This window comes from Bacillus sp. URHA0034, assembly GCF_056280405.1.
The window spans coordinates 141,436-162,457 of the sequence record NZ_JBWCDK010000002.1; the positions used below are offsets into that span (position 1 = coordinate 141,436).

The following is a 21,022-nucleotide window of genomic DNA, read 5'->3' on the forward strand; positions in this document are numbered from 1 at the left end:
TTATACTCCCAAGTTCACAAACGGTTCAAATTGGTTGCTGATTCCCAGTCCACTTTATATCTAAAATCTATTACTTATTCACATAAAAAGCATCACCTCATTTGACGATGATGCCTTAACGGTCACTCTTATAAATTCATTTAAGAAATAGTATCCAAATCTGATAATCCTATCGTTTATTTTAATTTAGCCTTAAGGGTTTCACTCAAATATCCTCTATCCCTGTGATACAAAATCGTCGCAATGACTAAAATTCCTCCAGCAATATAGATGGATGGATTCCCAAAGTATTTGGTCGAAAAGGTCCCTGTTAAGGCACCAAATATAAAAGAAACAATAATGACAAAAAACTCTCTAAATTGTTTTTTGGCTTCAGGATTTTGTTCCTTTATCGCCAAGTAGGCAGCTTGCGTCGCCGTTCGCAGGTTTCCTGTTGTCATCGTTGAATTGTAGGCCCATTTGTCCAGTTTATTGAAAGTTGAAATTTGTAAAGAGGAGACAAATGCAATACATACGGTTACCAATATGTTAGGCACGCCTTTAGGTAACAGACCTACAGTGATCAATACCAAACATTCTAAGATTAGAATCGACCTTCGATAGCTATGCAATACTTCTCTTAGATGAGGAATTTTAACGATTTCTGAAACCAAAACACCCATAATGAATGCCAAAATGGGCGGAATATAATGTAAAGCGCCTCTCCACTCTTTATTTGCTGCTTCTACAGCGAGTAATACCATATTTCCCGTTTGGGCATTCGCAAACACACCATCTCGGCTTATAAACGTATACGCGTCTAAAAATCCGCCAACGATCGCTAATAAAACCCCCAAATAAATGGAGTTGGACGATAACGAAGGAATTTTTTCTTTCATTTCTTCACCTATTTTCTATTTACAAACGTGCTATCTTAATCGTTTAAAGAAACTATGAAATGCACATTTTTTAAATAGGGTCATCTCATTGAGTAATTTCTATTCAAAAATCAATATTATTAAGAAAACCACACGATAAAGAATCTTTTTTATACGAAAAATATCAAATAATAAGCAACCGTAGATTAATAGGTTTTTTCTATTGTTTTTTTGACTGATGAACCCCGAGTATGTTTATTGAGATAGACTTGAGTAATTAACAAGTTAACAATGATGGAAAGATATACAGAAAGCGGGAAAGCAATATTAAAGGGTGCATGAGTAGACAACTGAATCAAAAGGAGAAAAATCCTAAATGTAACAAATACGAATGTGACCGCATAGCTTCGAAGCATCCATTCCCGGTGTCGTGTTACATTTTTACGTCTGATATACATGATCGCGGTTGCCGTTGTCAGGAGCCAAAAAATATCAAGAACTAGGAAAGCAATCGTAGAATAGAGGCCTCCTGTTGCATACATCGAGATATAGGGGACCAAAAGTACGTTAAGTAGAATCGTAAATCCATAAATTCGGCCCAGCAGCCGATGTCGATCTCGATTTTGACGACTCTTATTGGTTAATTGATAAGCACCAATTAATAAGGCTGCTATACCTAGTATTATATGAGGGAAGAAGAACAGCTTCCAAATCGCATAGGGAAAGTTTGGATCCTGTAACTTGGACGAAACCACCCCCGCTTGGCTGGGCTTATAGATAATGTATTGAATTACGATATATAGAGTAAATAAATAAGCTAACCCATAAATAACCGGTAAAATAACCTTCTTTTTTAACATAAATTCTCATCTCCCAACTTATTTAAGAAAACTCATTATCTGTAATCTCGCAATTTTTCCTTTCGAACTCTCTATTCCCTCTTAAAATTTAAGTACGCTTTTTTAAACTGGCCTTCCATTAGAGATGATTTCCTTGAATCGTTTCTGGGAATGTCGTCTATAAACAACCGTAAAGACAATAGCAACTCCAATAAATCCGTACATAACCAAGTTGGAAACCGCCAAGAATTGGGATACAGACAACTTAAAAACAAGAATCGTACGCACAATGGATTCGCCAATCAAGGCTAAACCCCAAACAACGGTGATCAATCTTAATACGAATCGGAAGTACGAGTATTGCCAATTGTTAGCGAAAGCTGAGGTCTTTTCTGGATCGTTTCCAACGGTAAAACGAATCGCAAAATAGAAAATTAATGGTCTAGGAAAAAACAGTGAGCCGAGGAATAGGATTCCCAAAATACCTGTTACTAGAGATTCACGAATCAATAACAACTTTTCACTTCCCCCTATACTAAATGCCACAATGCCTAGTAAGAAACTTATCAGCATAAAGACGGCAAAAACATCTAGTTTTCTTCTCTTCAAAAAGCTAAATAAATTATCAAATAATGGAATAACAGTTGCAATCGATAGCGCTGCTATACTTGAGATGTGAGAACTTAGTACCTCATACACGACAAATGGAACCGCCCCGTTAATGAAAAGGGTCATAACAATTCCTCTAATGATTCCTTTTCTTGAAATCGAGCCTGTTTGATTCACTGTAATATCCCACCTTTTCCAGATTTGTTATTTATATCCTTAATTTTATAACATCCTAGGATTATTGGCTTATAAAATTTTTTCGAAGCACTGATAAGGATGCTTACGAAATGGGTACTTTATTTGCCCTACTGAGGAATAACTTGCTCGTTCATATATTTTTATAGCATTAGTGTTGGCAGTATAAGCATCTAAACGAATACTTGTATATCCTTTGGATTTAGCTATTTCCTCTGCATATAAGAGGACTTGTTTTCCAATGCCCATCCCCTGCGAATCAGGATGAACCGCTAAACGGTGTATCACAGCAGGTCTTCCATACTTTTCACTCCAAGGTAGCCCCGAATATTTTGAGCTTTGTTCTTCATTAATAACGACAGAAGCTAGGCAAATTCCATCATTTATAATCGCATGGAGATCGCCATTTTTTAAGTCTTTTCCGATAACGATTCGGTTTGGGTAAAATAGGTCCCATTGGTCCACACCCTTCTTTTTAAGGTGGTTGGTAACGGTTTTATATAAATATTTTATAGATTTCAAGTCATTCATCGAAGCTACTTCAATTTTCATCATTTCACTTCCTTTAAATTCCGGCTTCCATTCATATCAGGTTTACAAGATGCACATATATCTAACATAAGTCCCCCATCGTATTCATAGACTTTGAGATATGGAATGGAGAAAGTTGCAGACTGAAAATTTTCCGCAAACCGACTGGCGGTTTGTTTTATTTAAAAAAATATCAATTCTGCATTTTATGAGCATAGGTACCTAATAATCAAAGGCATTCGTTCTTAAAAAACATGAATTACAAACCAACTGTCGGATTGCTTATGAAACTAATTATACATACCGTCAGTCGGTCCGTCAATAAAAATTGGAATATTTTTCTTGCTTTCAATGACAACTAATTATTTGAGAGAGCGAAGTAATAACGTAAATATATCTTCTACTTGTACTCGTGGCCCTATATTTTTTGAAATGATGTTTTGAACTCGAAGTCCATACGTGAACACCATAAAAAGTGAAGCCATTTTTTCTGCATCTATCTCGACTGGAATAGCGCCAGCTTTTTGCCCTATTTCAATCCAGCTCTTGGCAGTGTTTAAAGAAGATCCATATAATTCATTAAGAATCGATTCCACCTTTGGATTATCGATTTGACCAAGCAAATAAGTCATGATTTTACTTGTTACATCTTGCCCTTCTGTTTGCGCCGCCATTCCTTCTGCAATAAATTGAATAGGAAGCACAGCATCCTTTGGTGCCGTTTCTGCGACAACACCATTAAAACTGGCATTCATTTGTTCCATTTTAGATTTAAGTACTAACCCAAATAATTCATCTTTGCCAGATACATAATGATAAATCGCTCCTTTAGACAAACCAGATCGTTCAATAATATCCTGTAATGTGGTATGTCTACAGCCTTTTTCCTTGATTAATTGTTCTGTTGTCTCCAGAATATGTGGGAAGCTGCTGTTCCTTTGTAGACTGTTGGACATAAATAATCCTCCCATTTAATGATAAATATCAAACCGTCAGTCGGTATAATACCTCATCTTAATAAACTTAGAATTATTTGTCAACAATCTATACAGCTTCGCTCACCTAAGGTTAAAAAGTTCCCCACCCGTTATTAAGAACGATAAAATTACCTTGTGATTATATATTTTTAAAATGGATTTGATTTGTTTAATCGGTTTCCTGATGGTCAGCCTCCTAACAAGAAAACTTGAATCCTCAGAATATAAAAAAATAGGACTCCTATTTAAGGGAATCCTATTGTCTAGTTTCTTTCGAGTGTTCATATGGCCGACTGAGTCTGCCGCGATATACTCTTGGCTTACTTATCAGTTTTCTCTAGGTCTTTCTGTTTTGTGTCCAAGTATTGTCTCCAAGCGGTAATACCACCTTCAAGCAAGGTAACCTGGAATTCCTTTTTTGATAAAATTTCGGCACATTTCCTGGCAGAATTTCCGGTCGTACAGGTAACGATAATGTCACTATTTTTGGGCAATAATTGCAGTTCTTCTTCTCCATTTTTTTCAAGGTCAAAGATTATATTCTTAGGGATATTTTGACTCTCGATATTTCGATTTATTATATGATAATCATTGTATTTTTCTTCCGCCCGTACATCGAGTAGGAAGATGGGTTCATTATTTTGTAGTTTCTCATCAAGAGATTTTGGCGAAATCAATTTAAGCGTCATACTAATACTGCTCCTTTTTAGTAATTTGTTTTGGATGGTTTAACTTTCGAAGTGTATGGAATCCGTTATATTTAATAAAAAGTTTGACGGATCTTTCCCGTATAAATATAACCGATGCATCGGCCTTGTCATCGCTACATACAACAATTTGATGTCCAAGTCGGCTTTTGTATACGGTTCTTCCAAGCATACAATCAAAACAGAATCAAACTCCAGCCCTTTTGATAAATAAGAAGGTAAAATCACGATATGCCCCTTCTTCATTTCTTCTTTTTCCTCTAATAACTGAATCGGCAATTGACTATTTTCGAACAGCTGGTATATTTTTTGGCATTCTTTTTCGGTGCGTCCGATCAGTGCGATCGAGTGCAGCTCTTCCTCTTTGAATGAAGCTATGTCTCGTTCGAGAAGCAGCTTAACCTGTTCCTGATTCGCAGGGTCTATTGTTTTAAACAATGGTTTTTGCCCATGACGAATAACCGGTTCGACCTTTGGCAATTCTTGGTCCATCAACATCAGGATTTCATTAGCCAAATTCATGATTTCGACTGTCGTTCGATAGCTTTTTTGTAAGGCTTGATAATTCGCATTAGGGAAGATCTCTTTCAATACCGGTGTCCAGCTATTCAAGCCCCGATAGGAATGAATCCCTTGGGCTAAATCTCCGACAATCGTAAACAAGTCGGTTTCAAAGCCTTCCTTTAAAGCCGCAAATTGAAAATAGCTGTAGTCCTGTGCTTCATCAATGAAAATACTGCGCATTTTATATTTATCATCAATGCCCTCCAGTTTTGACTTCATGAAAAAGATCGGCGCTAAATCCTCCAGTTCATAAGCACCTCGTTCAAAGATCCTCAGACAATATTTACTAAGAAGCTTGCATTCTTGATCTGAAAGCGTAGAGGAATGCTTTTTGAGTAACTCAGGAGAAGACATTAGTTCACGATAGAGGGTTAAAATATCTTTCATGACAAACGCATCCATATATTTTTTTACAGCCGTCTTTGCCTCCTGCTCTACCCTCTTTTTTCTCTCTTCCTTTCGTTCCATTAAGGAAACGACTATTTGCTTTCTTTTTTCTGATTTCATTTTCGTGTTATAAAGGGCCTTATCCAGTGCTTCTTCATATTTCTTGTTCAGATTCGTTAACATGAGCGATTTTTTCTTTTTTAGATCATCTTCTAACAGGTTTTTTATTTTACCAAGCCGGTTATAGATTGGCAGGTACGTGTATTCTTTTAAAAAAAGTTTTTTCAGTTTTTGACCCTTTATAAGAACGGATTTTTCAACGACAAAATCCTCTTGTGGGGCAAGATTATTTTCTATTCCACTTATATAGCGATCGATTAGTTCCTTAAATTCGAGTGACCCCTTAAAGCTCGAAACCCATTGTATCGACTTAGTGGTTCGGTTCGCTTCCAAGAGCTTGATCAACTTAGAATTAGGGGAAAATAGTTTGATTTTTGGGCCCAAGCAGCTTCTCATAAAATCAATATAGGTGGTTTGATTAATCTTGTTGACCCCTAATTCCGGTAAGACGGCCGAGATATAATCAATAAACAGTCGGTTTGGTGCGAGTATCATTAATTTTTCTGGAGGAAATCGAAACCCAAAGGAATAGAGAAAGTAGGAGATTCTATGGAGTGCGATCGTTGTTTTCCCGCTTCCAGCGGCCCCTTGGACGATAATCGGGTGTGTTAAAGAGGCCCGGATCACTTCATTCTGCTCATTTTGAATCGTCGCAACAATTTCTGTTAAGCGATTGTCTGCTTTACCTGACAACGATTTCTGCAGCAGTTCATCGTGGGTGGTTAAATCGATGTCTCTGATTTCTTTTAATAATCCATCGATGATCTCATACTGCCTTTTTAAGGCCAGATAGCCGGATTGTGTCTCCCCGTAGGCTTCATACGACACCTCTCCGAGCCGGCCGTCATAGTAGACATTGGCAATCGGTGATCTCCAATCGACGATAATCGGCTGCTGTGTGACACGGTCAAACAAGGATACTTTGCCTATGTACAAAACTTCTTCTGTTTTCGTGCTATTGCTCGTAAAGTCAATCCTTGAAAAATAAGGTTTGCCAATCACGCTTTCTAACCTTTTCAATTCACTTTGAGCCAATTCAAGAAAATTTGCATTTGCAAGGAGATCGGTGTAGCTCGTACTGCTATCATTAGAATTTAGCTCGGCAAATGATTGTTTCATATTTTCAACAGCAAATTCTTTATTCTCTTTCGAAATGTCTAAAACGGTTCGGATATATTCCTTCGTAAACTCTAAGCGCTCCACTTCTGCTTGATAGTCTTTATGGTCGCGGACTGACACTTGATCTTTGGCACTCATCCTATTTACACCTCACCTCTCTATCCAATTTTCGAATCTTGGGATAATAAGATTAAACGAAGTCTTTTCTACCGTCAAGTTTACCACATGGTAAAATCCATCCTTTTAGATCGCAAGGATGGATTTTACCATGTGCTTTATTAATTCATATATCGATATTCCCTTAAACTATTTAAAATTGAAATTTCCTGTAATAGTTCTTTACCAATATTCGTTTCTCTTACCTTTTTTCTCACCAGTTCTTTATCCACTAACCTTTTTACAGATAATACATCTGTTCCGTCACATAATACATCTTCTTTTGATTGAAAATGTTTATGGGCAACCAATTGCATACCATAGGAATTATAAAGTAAAGTGTACCCTGCTATACCTGTTACAGATTGATATGGTTTGGAGAACCCACCATCGATAACAACCATTTTTCCATTCGCTTTGATGGGGTTCTCTCCCTCAATTTCTTTCACTGGTGTATGGCCATTGATAATATGCCCCTGCTCAGGGTCGAGATCAAATTCAGCAAGGATCTTTTTGCAAATTTCTTCCTTCTCACGCAAATAATAGTACGGGTTTTTTATCTCCTTATGCGTTTCCTTGTCTTTAATAAAGTACCTTTCAAAGGTGGTCATCGCTCTTTTTCCAAACAGGGATGAGTATTCTCCCGTCCACAAATACCAAACCATGTCTGTTGCCAGGTCATCTGTCATTTCCGGGTGTTTAAAAGCATGACGTAAATAATATTCAAATGTATCAAGCAATTCACGGCCTGCATACGTTTTATTTTCAATCGTCATTTTTTCCATATTTCCTTCGTCATCTAAAGGAATACAACCATGAATTAACAAGTTACCGTTATATTTCAAATAAAGGCTGCCTTTTTTCATTAGGAAATTCATATGTCTAGCCAGCTTTTCAGAATGTTGAACGGAAAATAACAATTTTTCAATCACTTGTTTTTCTTCATCCAATAATTGATCGGGCTGGTTTGGATTAACCGTTGCAAAGCAGCTATTTTCTAGCGGGTAGGTTTTCCCATTTATCGTTATTTCGTTCTTTTCATAATCAATTTTCTCAAGTAATTGCCTTTCTGACATATTAAAATTCGGGCGCCTCTTGATGATTGGGATTTCCAATTTGAATTGAATCATGGCGATGGCTTGATGAATTTTTGTAATTTGTAATTGTTCATAATCAGATAGTTTTTTTTCAGAATGGACCTTAGGTCTAAAAGCTGGATTGTCTTCATAATACTTTTCCGCTAGATTAAGTAATGGTCTTAGATTGATTCCATATACGTCCTCAATAATATCCAAATTGTCGTATCTAGCACAAATACGAATAATATTAGCCAGGCATACCTTTGATCCAGCAAAGGCACCCAGCCATAGGACATCATGATTTCCCCACTGAATATCGACCGAATGGTAACTGATCAGCGTTTCCATAATTTTATCGGGCTCGGGTCCACGATCGTAGATATCACCTACTACATGAAGATGGTCCACGACTAATCTCTGTGTCGTATAGGCAAGACCTATGATCAACTTTTCGGCCTGTCCTAAAGAGATGATCTGCTGGACAATTTTTGAATAATAATCATCCTTATTGGTGGAATCATTTTTTTTGTACAGCAGCTCTTCTATCATATAGACAAACTGATTCGGCAAAGCTTTACGTAACTTTGAGCGTGTGTATTTAGAGGAGGCATACGAAATAAGCTTAATCATTCGCTCAATGATTTCTGTATACCATTGATTTAACTCTAGTTCATTGTAAAAATGATTTTTTACTAGCTGAAGTTTTTCTTCTGGATAATAAATTAAGGTTGCAAATTCATTCCGTTGGTTTTCCGATAAGATATATTGGAACAGGTCATTGATTTTCTCTTTTACCTTACCAGAGCCATTTCTTAATACGTGTTGGAAGGCTTGGTACTCACCATGTAAATCACTGACAAAATGTTCAGTCCCTTTTGGTAGATTTAAGATAGATTCGAGATTAATAATTTCTGTTACCACTTTTTCAGCACTATCATATTTTTGGGCCAATAAATCTAGATATTTTGCGTTCATGATTATGTATCCCCTTTCAAAATTGGCTATGTATTCTCCTTTTAACAAACTTCTTTATTCCTATTATAAGGGATAAATAGAATATATTTTATTTCGTATTACATATTTTTATAGTTTTATTTATTTTAATAGAAAAAATCTTCCTTATGTACATAAGAACATTGCAAAAATGGGACGATACATCTCAAGAATAGCTGTGATGTGTGGCGTATTATATTATCTGATATAATAGTTTTCAAAATAATTTTTAAAGAGTGATTCAGTTGGCAACTAAACGATCTAATAGCAAAATTTCGCGTAACTTGAGGAAATCCTATCTCATTCTCGCAGTGGCTGTGATCTTTTTAGGTCTTGCTTCACGAAAATACGGTCAATATCTGCCTATATTTCTAGCGGAAAATGCCGGCGATGCGCTGTGGGCTATGATGGTCTATTTTGGCTTTCGCTTCCTGCTGGATAGGAAACACATCCCTATAAGCCTCTTATTCAGTTTAATGTTTAGCTTTGTTATTGAATTCTCGCAATTGTATCAGGCAGATTGGGTCAATCAAATTCGCAGTACATCGCTCGGTGCACTAGTGTTAGGCAAGGGCTTTCTAACGGCAGATCTTATTCGCTATACGGTTGGGATCATATTAGCGGCTTTGTTGGATCTGTTATGCTTCAGATACCGTCGTTCTTCCGAGTAGGTTACGTACATACTGCGACAGGCAAGCTATTGAAACTTGTAAAACAGTGTTCATTCTCAAGTGAAAGCTCAGAGACTGGTACCCTCTGAGCGTGAGATGTTTCATTTGATTGATTGAATAGTCACCAAAACGCACCTGAAAGTAACACCCAATCTGATAAGTCAAACATACCTTTTTCTACTTGTATTGAAATCGTTGATTTTTAACCGTAGGACTGGAGTTTTTTCTGTATTGTTCAAATCCGTTATCATAAAACTGAGCGATTTTACTTGACCAGTCACTAGAATCCTGTCCGTTTGTCCGTTCGGACAGATAGGAAGATATGGTTTGATCATATTGTTCAATAAATTCCTTTTGAATTTTAGCATCATACTGTTCTTTCTGAAGGGTAGCCTTTAACGGCAGCCTTGGCTTTTGACCAGGTACATTTCGCGGATGCCCGATAACTAGACCTGAAATCGGAAAAACATATTCCGGAAGATTCAATATTTCAACAAAGGTTTGGGGATTTCTCCTTAATCCTCCAATTGGAACAATTCCGAGTCCCATCGATTCTGCTGCGATTACTGCACCTCCCAGAGCGATCCCGACATCTGTTGAACCGATTAAAATCGCTTCTAAGTCCTCGACGATGTTAAAATCAGTCCGATTTTTTTCAGCTGCCAGCTTTGCCCGGTAAAAGTCCATGCAGAACACGAGAAACACAGGGGCCTCCTCAATCCACCTCTGGTTGCCGGCAGCCTTCGCCAATGCAGATTTCCTTTCAGTCTCCCTCACTTCAATCACGGTTACTTGCTGACCATTAATCCAATTGGGACCAGCCAAAGCCGCCTCAATAATCGTTTCAATCTGGGCTTCGCTTACCTCTTTTTCAGTGTCGAATTCCCTGACCGAGCGGTGGTTTCTTAATATTTGAATCGTTTCGTTCATATAATCACTCCCTGTCTATACGATACTACACAGACACCTTCTATTTCAAACGTCCGAACTTAATAGGTTTCTGTGACCAGCATCTCTATCATTAACATACAAATAGGCTGAATATTAGAGTTTAGAAATGAAAACTCCAACATCCAGCCTTTAAGCTATTCTATATAATATTTATTATTTATTACAGACCTTTTCCCAAATCGAATTCAACAGGTTTGAGTCTGCTTCCCCGTCATGGACGTAAAACGTATAGTTTAATTCTAAGGTATCTCCTTTTTGTAGCACATAGGGCTTTTCAAGGAGAAATGCTGCATGTAAAAACTGCAAATCTTTGTAGTCATAGGTCAGCATCGGGGATGGGTGCCTTAAATTGGAAAAGTGATCCATTAAACAGACTCCAGCCCATTTCTCTTCTACATATCCATCTAGTTTACCTGAATAGTCACACCACTTAAACGGTTTAGCATAGGCCTCCTCTGCTGTATAGTTTCCTCGATCGGTAGTGATCACCGGGCCGAGGAAATTACGGTCGAACCTGCAGGATAATCCGGCATATCCTCCCCAAGGGGTATTTTCCGTATATTCTGTCCTGTCTAATGTAATGCTGCTATTTCCCGCTGCGGTAAATGATCCATTCCAATGAATCAAATAACCTTCTGATTCCTGTTCGATACGGACCACTCTGCTTTCCTTTACGAGTGTTTCGCCTTCATATGATAGGTAGGAGAGTGTTTGTCGGAAGCCCGCATCATTTTCCAGCGGCAAGAAGGAATCCGTTACGGCGACGTTTTTCTTCCCGTGGTACATAGATTCCCAAAAATTTAAACCATTGATATATTTCCAGGAAAAAAATATTCCTGTATGCCACGGATGATCCCAAGGATGATAGAGGGTAATACTCTGACCTCCCGCTGTTTTGACTAAGCGGAAGGATGGGTTCGGGTCTTCTGGGACACGATAGACGTACTCGAGTACCTTTAACCCGTTTAAGCTAAGTTCCCAGAGTCCCTCTTCTTCACTAAAATTGGTCTGAAGCCCCAAAGCCTTCTCCGCCCCTTTAGCTTCCAACATTGATCTTTCCTCCATTCCTTACTGGCAGTCCATCTCTTCTTGAAGCATACATACTAGTGACTAGTTCAATCGTCTTGATGGTTTCTCTGCCATCTGTTTCAGGACGTGTCCCATTTTTCACACTATCAAGGAAATGCTTTAACTGATTCGTCTGAGGATGGCCATCCAGTTGAGGAGCCAAACTGTCAATCTCCACACGTTCATATCCCACATCCGGGTCTAATGATCGTTTACTTGATCGAATCCACAATCCGTTTTCCCCTTGGTATGGACCAAAGAACATCGTTCCCTCTTCCCCATAAATATGGAGCATTCCGTTATCTGGCGGGAAAAATGGCGTATAACCGGTGAAAAGGTGTCCGATCGCTCCATTTTCAAATTTCAACTGTGACATGGCCCAGTTCTCTGCCTCATTGGTTGACCAATCATCTGTATATAAGGCATTGGTATAGACTTCCTCGATTTCCCCGACAATAAAACGGAGGGCATCAACATTATGTATCGCCAAGCTGACGATCGCACCGCCTCCTGCCAATTCCCCGTTGTAAATCCAGCTTCCTTTTGGAAAAGAGGGCCGGAAATTAAGCAGCCACTCGGTCCGAACTGCCCGAATTTGCCCCAGTTCTCCGCTCTCTACAATCCTTTTTGCTGCAATACACCATGGCGTATACCGCCAATTCTGGGCAACCATAAGGGTACGGTTATGCCCCTCAGCCGCTTGGATCATCTGATTGCATTCCTCAACTGTACGGGCCATCGGCTTTTCAATCAGAACATGCTTCCCTAACTGCAGCGCACGGATGGCGAGCTCCGCATGCAATTGGTGGGGAACAGCGAGAACAACGGCCTCCACATCTGCTTTGGCAAAGAAAAGGTCAATATCACTATAGGTATCACAAAGTCCTTCAAATTCTTTTAATTTTAAGGGATCTAGATCACATACCGCTGTTAATTCAGCTTCTATCGCATGTGCCTTAATGGCTCTGACATGCTGCTGTCCTGGCCAGCCTAGTCCTACAATTCCGATTTTCATCCTGTTTCCTCCTCAAATAAATAGAATTTACATTCCGCTTTTTATTTCTAAAGATAATTCTCTTTCCGGGCCAGCAAAGTACCCTTCCTCAATGAGGGGAATGATCCCTAACAAAGCACCCCAGTGGTAGAACCTGTCACTGTTGTTTTTATCACAGCCTTCACCCGTATTGGCATTATAATTCTCATGTACATGACCGTGTTTGAGCCATTCTTTTAAAAGTAAATCCTTAGACTTTTCAGCTAAGACTTTTTGAGCTTCCGGTAGTTGATAATTTCTGATACCAAGATAGACTAAGAAGTTCATAGGAGCCCAAATACGGCCTCTCCAATAGTCCTGGTCAGGGTAGGCGGGATCATTTCTGGATATAGATGGGATGATCCATTCTCCAAAAAATTCTTCAGGATTAAAAAAGTGTTCATTAATCATTCGTTCTGCTTGTTCCTGCGTTGGTACTTTACCCAGTAATGGATAAAAATTAGTCGGTGACAACCGTTTACTAAACTCCTGTTGATCACCTACTAGGCGATTGAAATAGATCCCTTCCTTTTCCCCCCACAGCTCTTGCATGTTTGTTGAAATGAATTCAGCCCGCTCAAGTAATTCGTTTACTCGCTTATCATCCTTTAACACTTTTGCAATATCCGCGAGCGCATGACAATCCATAATATACAATCCATTTAAACCCGCATCATGTAATTGCATCAAATGATTTTCAGCATTAAAAGGAATCCCATCATACATAGGCGAGTTATCCAATCCGGATTCCAAGGCTCCCCCAAAGATTTCATTTACTCCGGTTATTTCCCAATAATTATCCATTACTGGCTCATATGGGGTAGAACCCCAGGATAGCAGATTTCCATTTTTCCTATTTGTAAACCACCAGCTATTCCACTCATAGAGGTCATCAAACACCTCCTCAAGCAGCCACTTCTCTTCAAACTTTCGATACAATTCCTTTACCACTAGGGAGCCAACGGGCGGCTGAGATCGATCGTGTGACTTAAACCCATTCCCCCAGGAACAATTCGGAACAAACCCACGGTCCACTTTTTCCCTAGTAATCTCAATCGCATTGGCGTAAGCTAAATCTTTATTTTCCAAAGATGCCATATAGGCAGCAAAATAGTTATCCCAACAGAACAATGCATAGCCTCCATGGGTACAGTTCCAAATTCGGCTGACCGGGGAAACAACTCTATCATTCATCGGATCATAAATGGTGTCCCACGCCAAACAGGTTTCCACCGCTTCGTAAACATCCGCTAATTCCCCGTATTTTTGAATCCTTTTTCGTTCCTTGTTTCTACTATTCTCAATTCTAGCCTTTATTTCTTCCACACTTCTTTTTCTGCCAGTTGAGATACCCACCTTCTGGTCAAGACGAATCGCTAAAAAAGGTGACTGTGTGTGGACATTCAGTTCTTCTATGACCGGATTTGTGACATATACTTCGATTTTTTGTTCAGGAAGAAATGCAGTAAGAGACTCCCTATTTCGCAGCACATAGCCTTCTCTGTTCCAGAGTATCGCTGATTCAACAATAAGCGTCGCCGGAAAGCGCTGATTTTCAAGTGGTGTGACTAAGATAAGAAGGTCGTCAAGATCCTTTGCACTTTGGATGAAAAGCTTGATTCCTTTCCATTCCAAATGCAATTCCGTGTAACTCCCATCAAAAGATCTTAATCCCGGATGAACCTGTTCACTTTCACTGTCTATCCTTCCTACTAACGCTTCTTTTAGATAATCACCGTTCTTATATTCCTTTACACCTAGATTAATAGAAAAACCGCTTGGCAATTGCACATGGGAAAGTACACTTCTTGTGTTCCATGTATTCCAGCCATTTGCCAGCCGATTTTTCAATTGCTGATACTCTGACATAAAGAACCTCCATCTTATCCTTTTATCCCGCCATTGATATTGGCGCCAGACATAATATGCGTGTATGATATACACCCTTCAGTTGTTTACTGAATATTGAAAAGAGTTCAAATCCGTTGTATGGTATATACTATAATTGATTGAGAAAGTAGATAGAATGAACTTATCGCACATGTTTTTAACCATTTGTATTCTTAATCTACCAATCATTTTTCTAAAAGTTTATGGACTGAATGTGTTGGAGGAAAAATAGAAATGGACAAATATATTAAAATACCCGATACAAATAGCACCATTGTGATACAAGGCTTTATGTTTGGAGTGGAAAAACCGGGTTGGAAATTAGAGGACCATTACCATGATATTTTTGAATTAACTCTGTGTACGGAGGGATCCGCCCTACAATGGTTTAATGAGGAATGTATCGAGTTTAATAAAGGAGATTGGATTTTCCTTAGGCCAGGGGTTAGACATAAAACAATAAATATTGGTGAAAGTCCTTTTTCTTATTTGGCCGTCCATTTCGATATTGATGATCTTCCACTAAGAAAATTGTTGAAAAATTCGATTCTTAACCATATTACACATCAAACAGCAATGGAAACGCAGTTAGCCAAATATACAACAGAAATTGACCTTCTCATCCAAAAAATATTATTTAACAAAAACTACATCCTAACTGATCAAGATATCATATTAACCGTGACAGAGGTGGATAAATTACTATTTCAAGCAAATGTCATGGCTGTAATATCTGAGTACATAAAACTGATTGAAAAGAATAGCCAGGCTGCCCAAGAAACCAACTTTACCAAACAACAGTTCGAGACTGCTGATGAAATGAAAGCTTTATTAGATAAAAACGTTTTTGGCTCCTTAAATATAAATGATATATCCGAGGCCTTAGGATACAGTCGCAGCCACTGTACTCGTATTTTCACACAAGTTTATGGAAGTTCTCCAAGACAGTACTATACCAATTTGAAAATTAAAAAAGCTAAGGAATTGTTGTTGTTAACTAATAAAGGGATTGATGAAATTTCCTCTGAATTAGGTTTTTCATCTTTATTTCATTTTAGTAGACAATTTAAACGCTGGACTTCCAAATCCCCTTCTGAATATAGACTGAATCCGACAAGATAAAATAAAAACTACAAATCATGAAAGCTTACAACGATGACGGACGAACGTTCCCTAATACGCTTTAATTGATGCTCCAATACAGAAAAAGGATCTACTAAAGCAAAGCAACCAACTGTTATAGCCATCTTAAAAGCCCCCTCTTTTTTCAGAATAGCTTGTCTAATTCGATTTCTATTTTAACAGTTAGTCTGCATATTAAAATGTCAATTTGGTTCAAGTTTTTTACCATTTGTAGCGTGACTTTATTTAAAAGGAAGGCACTCAATCTTATAATTACGCTAAAAAAGACCCCTATCTTTGTAAGAAGGAATCTTTAATAGTGCATATAAAAGTGCCTGTCACCACCGCAGGTGGTGACAGGCACCATTTTACTTATTAAGAAGTTCTAAAAAGGAACAAATGGTTAAGATTCCTTTATCAAAGTTTTCCAAGTTAAAATGTTCATTTGGAGCATGAAGGTTTTCATCCGGCAGACCGAATCCCATTAAGACCACAGGAGCATTTAGGGAATGGCTGAAATCAGAAACAATCGGAATTGAGCCTCCTTCTCTTTTGTAAACCGGCGATTTCCCATAGACGTTTTCATACGCTTCAGCTGCTTTTTGAATCATCGGGCTGTCAATCGGCGTTAAAAATGGATTGCCCGTATCTTGTAAGGAAACTTTCACTGTGCAACCGTTTGGTGCGTGATCTTCCAAATGCTTTTTGATCAACTGCTGAATCTTTTCAGGGTTTTGATTGTGGACGAGACGGCAGGTGATTTTGGCATTTGCCTCATTCGGGATGACCGTTTTTGTCCCTTCTCCCTGGAATCCGCCCCATAAGCCGTTGATTTCTAAGGTAGGCCGGGAACTAATTCTTTCAGGATAAGGAAAATTGTTTTCCCCTCCAGTTAAATCTGTTAACCCTAACGTTTTCTTTAGTTTTTCTTCATCGAAGCCTAATGCTTTAATTTGCTCTTTTTCAAATTCTGTCAGTTCCACGACATCATCATAAAAATGGTCAACACTTACTTTACCGTTTTCATCATGAAGGGTAGAAAGAAGCTGGACCAGTAGATGGTTGGCGTTCTGGACTCCTCCGCCAAACATACCGGAGTGTAAATCTGAATTAGCAGTTTTAAGTGTAAATTCCAAGGCACATAGACCTCTTAAAGAATAGGTGATGGCAGGAACGCCTCTGTCCCACATATCAGAATCAGAAATAACGACCACATCACAGCCTAACTTTTCTTTATTTTCGGATAAGAATGGCGGAAGATGTGGACTTCCGATTTCTTCTTCTCCTTCGATGCAAAATTTAACGTTTACCGGTAATTTACCTTCTAATTTCAAGAGTGTTTCCACTGCTTTGATATGTAAGAATGTCTGCCCTTTGTCGTCGGTTGCCCCTCTGGCATAGATCTTTTCATCACGGATCGTTGGTTCAAACGGAGGAGTTTCCCATAAATGAACTGGATCAACGGGCTGTACGTCATAATGACCGTATACTAAGACTGTCGGCGCATTTTCCTGATGAAGCCAGTCCCCGTAGATAATCGGATGACCTTTTGTCTGAATGATTTCAACATGTTCGATCCCAATGCTTTCTAATTTACTGGCAATCCATGAAGCTGCTTTTTGGATGTCCTCTTTATGCTCCGATAAGGAACTTACGCTGGGGATCCTGAGCAATTCTTTTAATTCCTCGACATTTTTCTGATGATTTTTGGATAAAAAATCGGATAAGTGACTCATATTCTCACCTTTTCTTTTTATTTACTATAGTTATTTTATACAAAAAGTAGGAAGAATACCTACATTTAGCACTGAAACAATTTAAGCTTTGTTGCTTTTGGACCTTATTAAGGACCATTTACTAAGTTTCAGGGCAAATTTTCGCAAACGTTCTTATCTTCCAAAGAGAAGCCACGAAGCATTTATTATCACGGGTGGATGAACTTTTACGAAAAACAACTGTTATGCGAAAGTATCCTTTATTCAAAACAAAAAGCTGCCAATGGCAGCTTGATCCTCAATGAATGTACCTTTTTCTTCTTATGGTAAATGCACGAGTAGAATATCTTCTAAGATTGCGAGTTCTTTTTTCAAAATTGGAATGATAGTCGTAACGGATCTTTCATCCACTTCACAAACGGTAACAGCTGATCCGTCTTTTTTAGCCCGTTCTAGACCCAGACGGGCGATGTTGTACCCATGCTTATTAAGAATATTCGATAATTCCGCAAGAAATCCTTGTTTGTCAATATGACGGATCACCAGTGTCGGCCGCTCACCCGAGAATTTTAACGGATAATCATCCAATTCTTGAACCTCCACTTTTCCACCACCTAATGAACTCGCCAATAATTTGATCCTTCTTGTTTCTCCTTCCAATTCAATGAGAACCGTATTAGGATGGTAACTTCCTAGTATTCTTTTGGTAAATTCGTAAGATAAATCATTTTGCTCTGCCAACTGTTTTGCATGGGGTACATTTTCATCACTCGTTGCCAACCCGAGTACCCCTGCTAATAAGGCTACATCGGTCCCATGGCCTTCATAGGTTTCCGCAAATGAGCCCATTAAGGAGAACTTCACATGAATAGGTTTTTCATTTAATAACTGATTGGCAATACTGCCGATGCGAACCGCGCCTGCGGTATGGGAACTAGAGGGACCGACCATAATCGGTCCAATGATTTCATACGCACTCTGATATTTTGCCGGCTGACTTCCTGTTTTCTTATTAAACACTTGTCCCATTAGTTTCTTGCCAGTTGGAGTTCCTGCCAGGCCTCCTATTCCTGTTTCCCTTAATGATTCCGGCATTTGTTGTCCTACTTCATGCATCACATAAATCACTTCATCGGGTGGGATCACACTATTGACGCCTGCTAACGCCATATCAGCTGCCGCTTGGGCCGTAATCGCATGTAGTCCATTTCTGATAATGCAAGGAATTTCTACTAGTCCTGCGACAGGATCGCAAACCAGCCCTAGGGAATTCTTTAATGCGATCCCCACCGCATTTCCGACCTGGGATGGTGTTCCCCCTGCTAATTCAACCAACGTACCTGCTGCCATCGCTGTTGCCGATCCCACCTCTGCCTGACATCCGCCCGCGGCTCCAGAAATGGATGCTTTATTGGCAATGACTAATCCAAGGGCAGAAGCTGTGAACATAGAAAGAACAATCTCATCTCGTTTAAATCTACCACTTTCCAGAGCATGAATAAGAACAGCCGGTAATATGCCAGCTGAACCTGCTGTAGGTGTGGCGACAATCCGCCCCATGGCTGCATTGACTTCAGACACACTCAGCGCGTAGGAAAGGGTATTTAATGTTTGGGGGTCGATAAACGACATCCCTTTTTTAGTGTAGAGTTTCATACGATATCCATCACCACCTGTCAAGCCAGTCCGAGACTTCACAGGACTTTCTGTCCCTTTTCGTACCGCTTCCTCCATTACACCTAATTGCTCCAACATTTTCTCCAATAATTGGTGCTTAGGAATCCCCTTTTGTTCTTCTTCTGTTTTTAACATGATCTGAGCGATGGTTGTATTCTCTTTTTCTGCCAGTTCAATTAATTCTTTTAAAGAAGTAAAGGACATATAACGTACTCCTTTCCTTGTAGTCACTCATATTATTCCTTATAAATACTTTGCCCTTCCACCTTTATAGTAGAAGGGCAAAAGTAATGGAATTCATCATTATACGAAATGATTATTTGCTTGCTACCATCAATTTCGGAGGCATCAAACCTGTAGGAATCAGTGATTCATACGTTTCACCATCGAGCGTTTCATTTAATTCTCTTTTGGCGTTTTCAATTAATTCGGGATTCTTGAGTGCAGAAATAGCTGTACAAGCGATCGCTTTTCCGGCGAGTAACATCGCATCGTGTGCATACTCTTCTTTCCCTTGTGCGACAACTTGCCATGTATGAAAAGGGGTACCAAACGCCCAAGTTGACGTGAGACATTGTGTTGTGGGAACATTCCAGCTGACATCAGCTACATCCGTTGAGCCACTCATAAAACTGACCTTTTCGGAAAAAGGAACAACAAAATCAGCAATAGGTCGTTCAGCCAACCTCCTGGCCATGTCTTTACCGACAGTCGCTGCAGCACTTTGTTTCTCTTCCTCTGTCAAAGTGGCATACATCTCTTGTGCAAAATCTATACTCGAATCTGTTACACTTGGAAAACCTAACTCTTGCATATGTTGCTGCATTACTTTTTCAAGTGTCAGGTTTGGAATTAAATTATGACAGGATCCCTGTATACTGTGCTCCATTTTCGTTTGTGTCATCAGTGCTGCACCACGTGCGCAATCTACCACTCGATCAAATAAATCTCTTACCTGATTGGGCTTGGGTGCTCGAATTAAGTACGTCACCTCTGCCTCAGATTGCACCACATTCGGTGCTAACCCGCCTGTATTGGTTACGGCATAATGGATGCGGGCCTCGTCAACCATATGTTCTCTCATATAATTGACACCCACATTCATCAGTTCAACGGCATCGAGGGCACTTCTGCCCAAGTGTGGAGCGGCACCAGCATGGGCACTTCTGCCCGAAAATTTAAAATCCACATGAATGACGGCGTTTGAGGTAGAATGCATGACAGCGTTCATTGTTGCCGGGTGCCATGAGAATGCCACATCAACGTCCTTAAACAGCCCGTCCCTTGCCATAAACGTTTTGCCATAGCCGCTTTCTTCTGCTGGACACCCATAATACCTGACAGTTCCTTCCATTTGATTCTCATCCATATATTCTTTAATGGCGATTGCTGCGGAAAGTGCACCAACCCCCAATAGATTATGCCCACATCCATGTCCATTTCCATTCACCGATACAGGGTTAAAACTTATGCTGCCTGCTTGCTGACTCAGCCCCGCTAACGCATCGAATTCACCAAGTACCGCAATGATTGGGTGCCCCTTGCCAAATGAACCGATAAAGCCGGTTTCTAGCCCCGCCACGCCTCTGGTTACGGAGAACCCTTGATTTGTTAATGTTTGACAAAGTAAATCAGCCGAATGAAATTCTTCAAACCGAGTTTCTGCAAATCCCCAGATTTGATCACTGACATTTGTAAACAGAGAACGTTTACTCTCAATTATTTTTGATATTTTTTCTGTTAAATTCAACTTGTCCATCTC

Annotated in this window: 17 protein-coding genes; 2 read left to right on the plus strand and 15 right to left on the minus strand. The window is 39.3% G+C overall.

Annotation, left to right across the window (positions count from 1 at the left end):
* Window positions 1-176 precede the first annotated feature (176 nt).
* The 8 genes from ACZ9EE_RS02920 to ACZ9EE_RS02955 form a co-directional block, all read right to left on the minus strand.
* A complete protein-coding gene (locus tag ACZ9EE_RS02920; protein WP_476025188.1) occupies window positions 177-878 on the minus strand; it encodes a YoaK family protein in 702 nt (233 codons plus the stop codon).
* Window positions 879-1,063: 185 nt separating this feature from the next.
* Window positions 1,064-1,717, minus strand: a complete 654-nt coding sequence (locus tag ACZ9EE_RS02925; protein ID WP_476025189.1) for a DUF2306 domain-containing protein — start codon at window positions 1,715-1,717, stop codon at window positions 1,064-1,066.
* 102 nt (window positions 1,718-1,819) lie between these two features.
* Window positions 1,820-2,482, minus strand: coding sequence for a VC0807 family protein (locus ACZ9EE_RS02930; RefSeq protein WP_476025190.1), 663 nt, complete (start codon window positions 2,480-2,482; stop codon window positions 1,820-1,822).
* A 69-nt stretch (window positions 2,483-2,551) separates the two neighbouring features.
* Window positions 2,552-3,055: a GNAT family N-acetyltransferase gene (locus ACZ9EE_RS02935; RefSeq protein WP_476025191.1), complete on the minus strand. Its 504-nt coding sequence runs from the start codon at window positions 3,053-3,055 to the stop codon at window positions 2,552-2,554.
* Between the two features lie 338 nt (window positions 3,056-3,393).
* Entirely contained in the window at window positions 3,394-3,987 is a 594-nt protein-coding gene (locus ACZ9EE_RS02940; RefSeq protein ID WP_476025192.1) for a TetR/AcrR family transcriptional regulator, read from the minus strand.
* Between the two features lie 341 nt (window positions 3,988-4,328).
* On the minus strand, window positions 4,329-4,697 hold the full coding sequence (locus ACZ9EE_RS02945; RefSeq protein ID WP_476025193.1) for a rhodanese-like domain-containing protein: 369 nt from the start codon (window positions 4,695-4,697) through the stop codon (window positions 4,329-4,331).
* Window positions 4,698-4,736: 39 nt separating this feature from the next.
* Window positions 4,737-7,043 (minus strand): RNA polymerase recycling motor HelD, encoded by a 2,307-nt coding sequence (helD, locus tag ACZ9EE_RS02950; protein ID WP_476025194.1) that lies wholly within the window; start codon window positions 7,041-7,043, stop codon window positions 4,737-4,739.
* 140 nt (window positions 7,044-7,183) lie between these two features.
* Window positions 7,184-9,115, minus strand: coding sequence for a fructose-1,6-bisphosphatase (locus tag ACZ9EE_RS02955; protein WP_476025195.1), 1,932 nt, complete (start codon window positions 9,113-9,115; stop codon window positions 7,184-7,186).
* 254 nt (window positions 9,116-9,369) lie between these two features.
* Here ACZ9EE_RS02955 and ACZ9EE_RS02960 point away from each other — a divergent pair, with 254 nt between their 5' ends.
* Window positions 9,370-9,804, plus strand: coding sequence for a ribosomal maturation YjgA family protein (locus tag ACZ9EE_RS02960; protein WP_476025196.1), 435 nt, complete (start codon window positions 9,370-9,372; stop codon window positions 9,802-9,804).
* A 177-nt stretch (window positions 9,805-9,981) separates the two neighbouring features.
* On the opposite strand, the gene ACZ9EE_RS02965 is transcribed toward ACZ9EE_RS02960, so the two are convergent.
* The 4 genes from ACZ9EE_RS02965 to ACZ9EE_RS02980 all read right to left on the minus strand — a co-directional run bounded on the left by ACZ9EE_RS02965 (window position 9,982) and on the right by ACZ9EE_RS02980 (window position 14,725).
* Window positions 9,982-10,734, minus strand: a complete 753-nt coding sequence (locus ACZ9EE_RS02965) for an NADPH-dependent oxidoreductase (protein WP_476025197.1) — start codon at window positions 10,732-10,734, stop codon at window positions 9,982-9,984.
* 174 nt (window positions 10,735-10,908) lie between these two features.
* A complete protein-coding gene (locus tag ACZ9EE_RS02970; protein ID WP_476025198.1) occupies window positions 10,909-11,805 on the minus strand; it encodes a DUF6807 family protein in 897 nt (298 codons plus the stop codon).
* Complete coding sequence (locus tag ACZ9EE_RS02975; RefSeq protein ID WP_476025199.1) at window positions 11,792-12,838, minus strand: Gfo/Idh/MocA family protein; 1,047 nt, start codon at window positions 12,836-12,838, stop codon at window positions 11,792-11,794. Before ACZ9EE_RS02975 ends, ACZ9EE_RS02970 begins: the two co-directional genes overlap by 14 nt.
* A gap of 27 nt (window positions 12,839-12,865) precedes the next feature.
* On the minus strand, window positions 12,866-14,725 hold the full coding sequence (locus ACZ9EE_RS02980; protein ID WP_476025200.1) for an MGH1-like glycoside hydrolase domain-containing protein: 1,860 nt from the start codon (window positions 14,723-14,725) through the stop codon (window positions 12,866-12,868).
* A gap of 255 nt (window positions 14,726-14,980) precedes the next feature.
* Here ACZ9EE_RS02980 and ACZ9EE_RS02985 point away from each other — a divergent pair, with 255 nt between their 5' ends.
* Window positions 14,981-15,868 (plus strand): helix-turn-helix domain-containing protein, encoded by an 888-nt coding sequence (locus tag ACZ9EE_RS02985; RefSeq protein ID WP_476025201.1) that lies wholly within the window; start codon window positions 14,981-14,983, stop codon window positions 15,866-15,868.
* Window positions 15,869-16,236: 368 nt separating this feature from the next.
* Here ACZ9EE_RS02985 and ACZ9EE_RS02990 read toward each other — a convergent pair whose 3' ends face one another.
* The 3 genes from ACZ9EE_RS02990 to ACZ9EE_RS03000 form a co-directional block, all read right to left on the minus strand.
* Window positions 16,237-17,604 (minus strand): dipeptidase, encoded by a 1,368-nt coding sequence (locus ACZ9EE_RS02990; RefSeq protein WP_476025202.1) that lies wholly within the window; start codon window positions 17,602-17,604, stop codon window positions 16,237-16,239.
* Window positions 17,605-17,904: 300 nt separating this feature from the next.
* Window positions 17,905-19,464, minus strand: coding sequence for an L-serine ammonia-lyase, iron-sulfur-dependent, subunit alpha (sdaAA, locus tag ACZ9EE_RS02995; protein WP_476025204.1), 1,560 nt, complete (start codon window positions 19,462-19,464; stop codon window positions 17,905-17,907).
* 112 nt (window positions 19,465-19,576) lie between these two features.
* A complete protein-coding gene (locus tag ACZ9EE_RS03000) occupies window positions 19,577-21,010 on the minus strand; it encodes a M20 family metallopeptidase (RefSeq protein WP_476025205.1) in 1,434 nt (477 codons plus the stop codon).
* Window positions 21,011-21,022 lie beyond the last annotated feature (12 nt).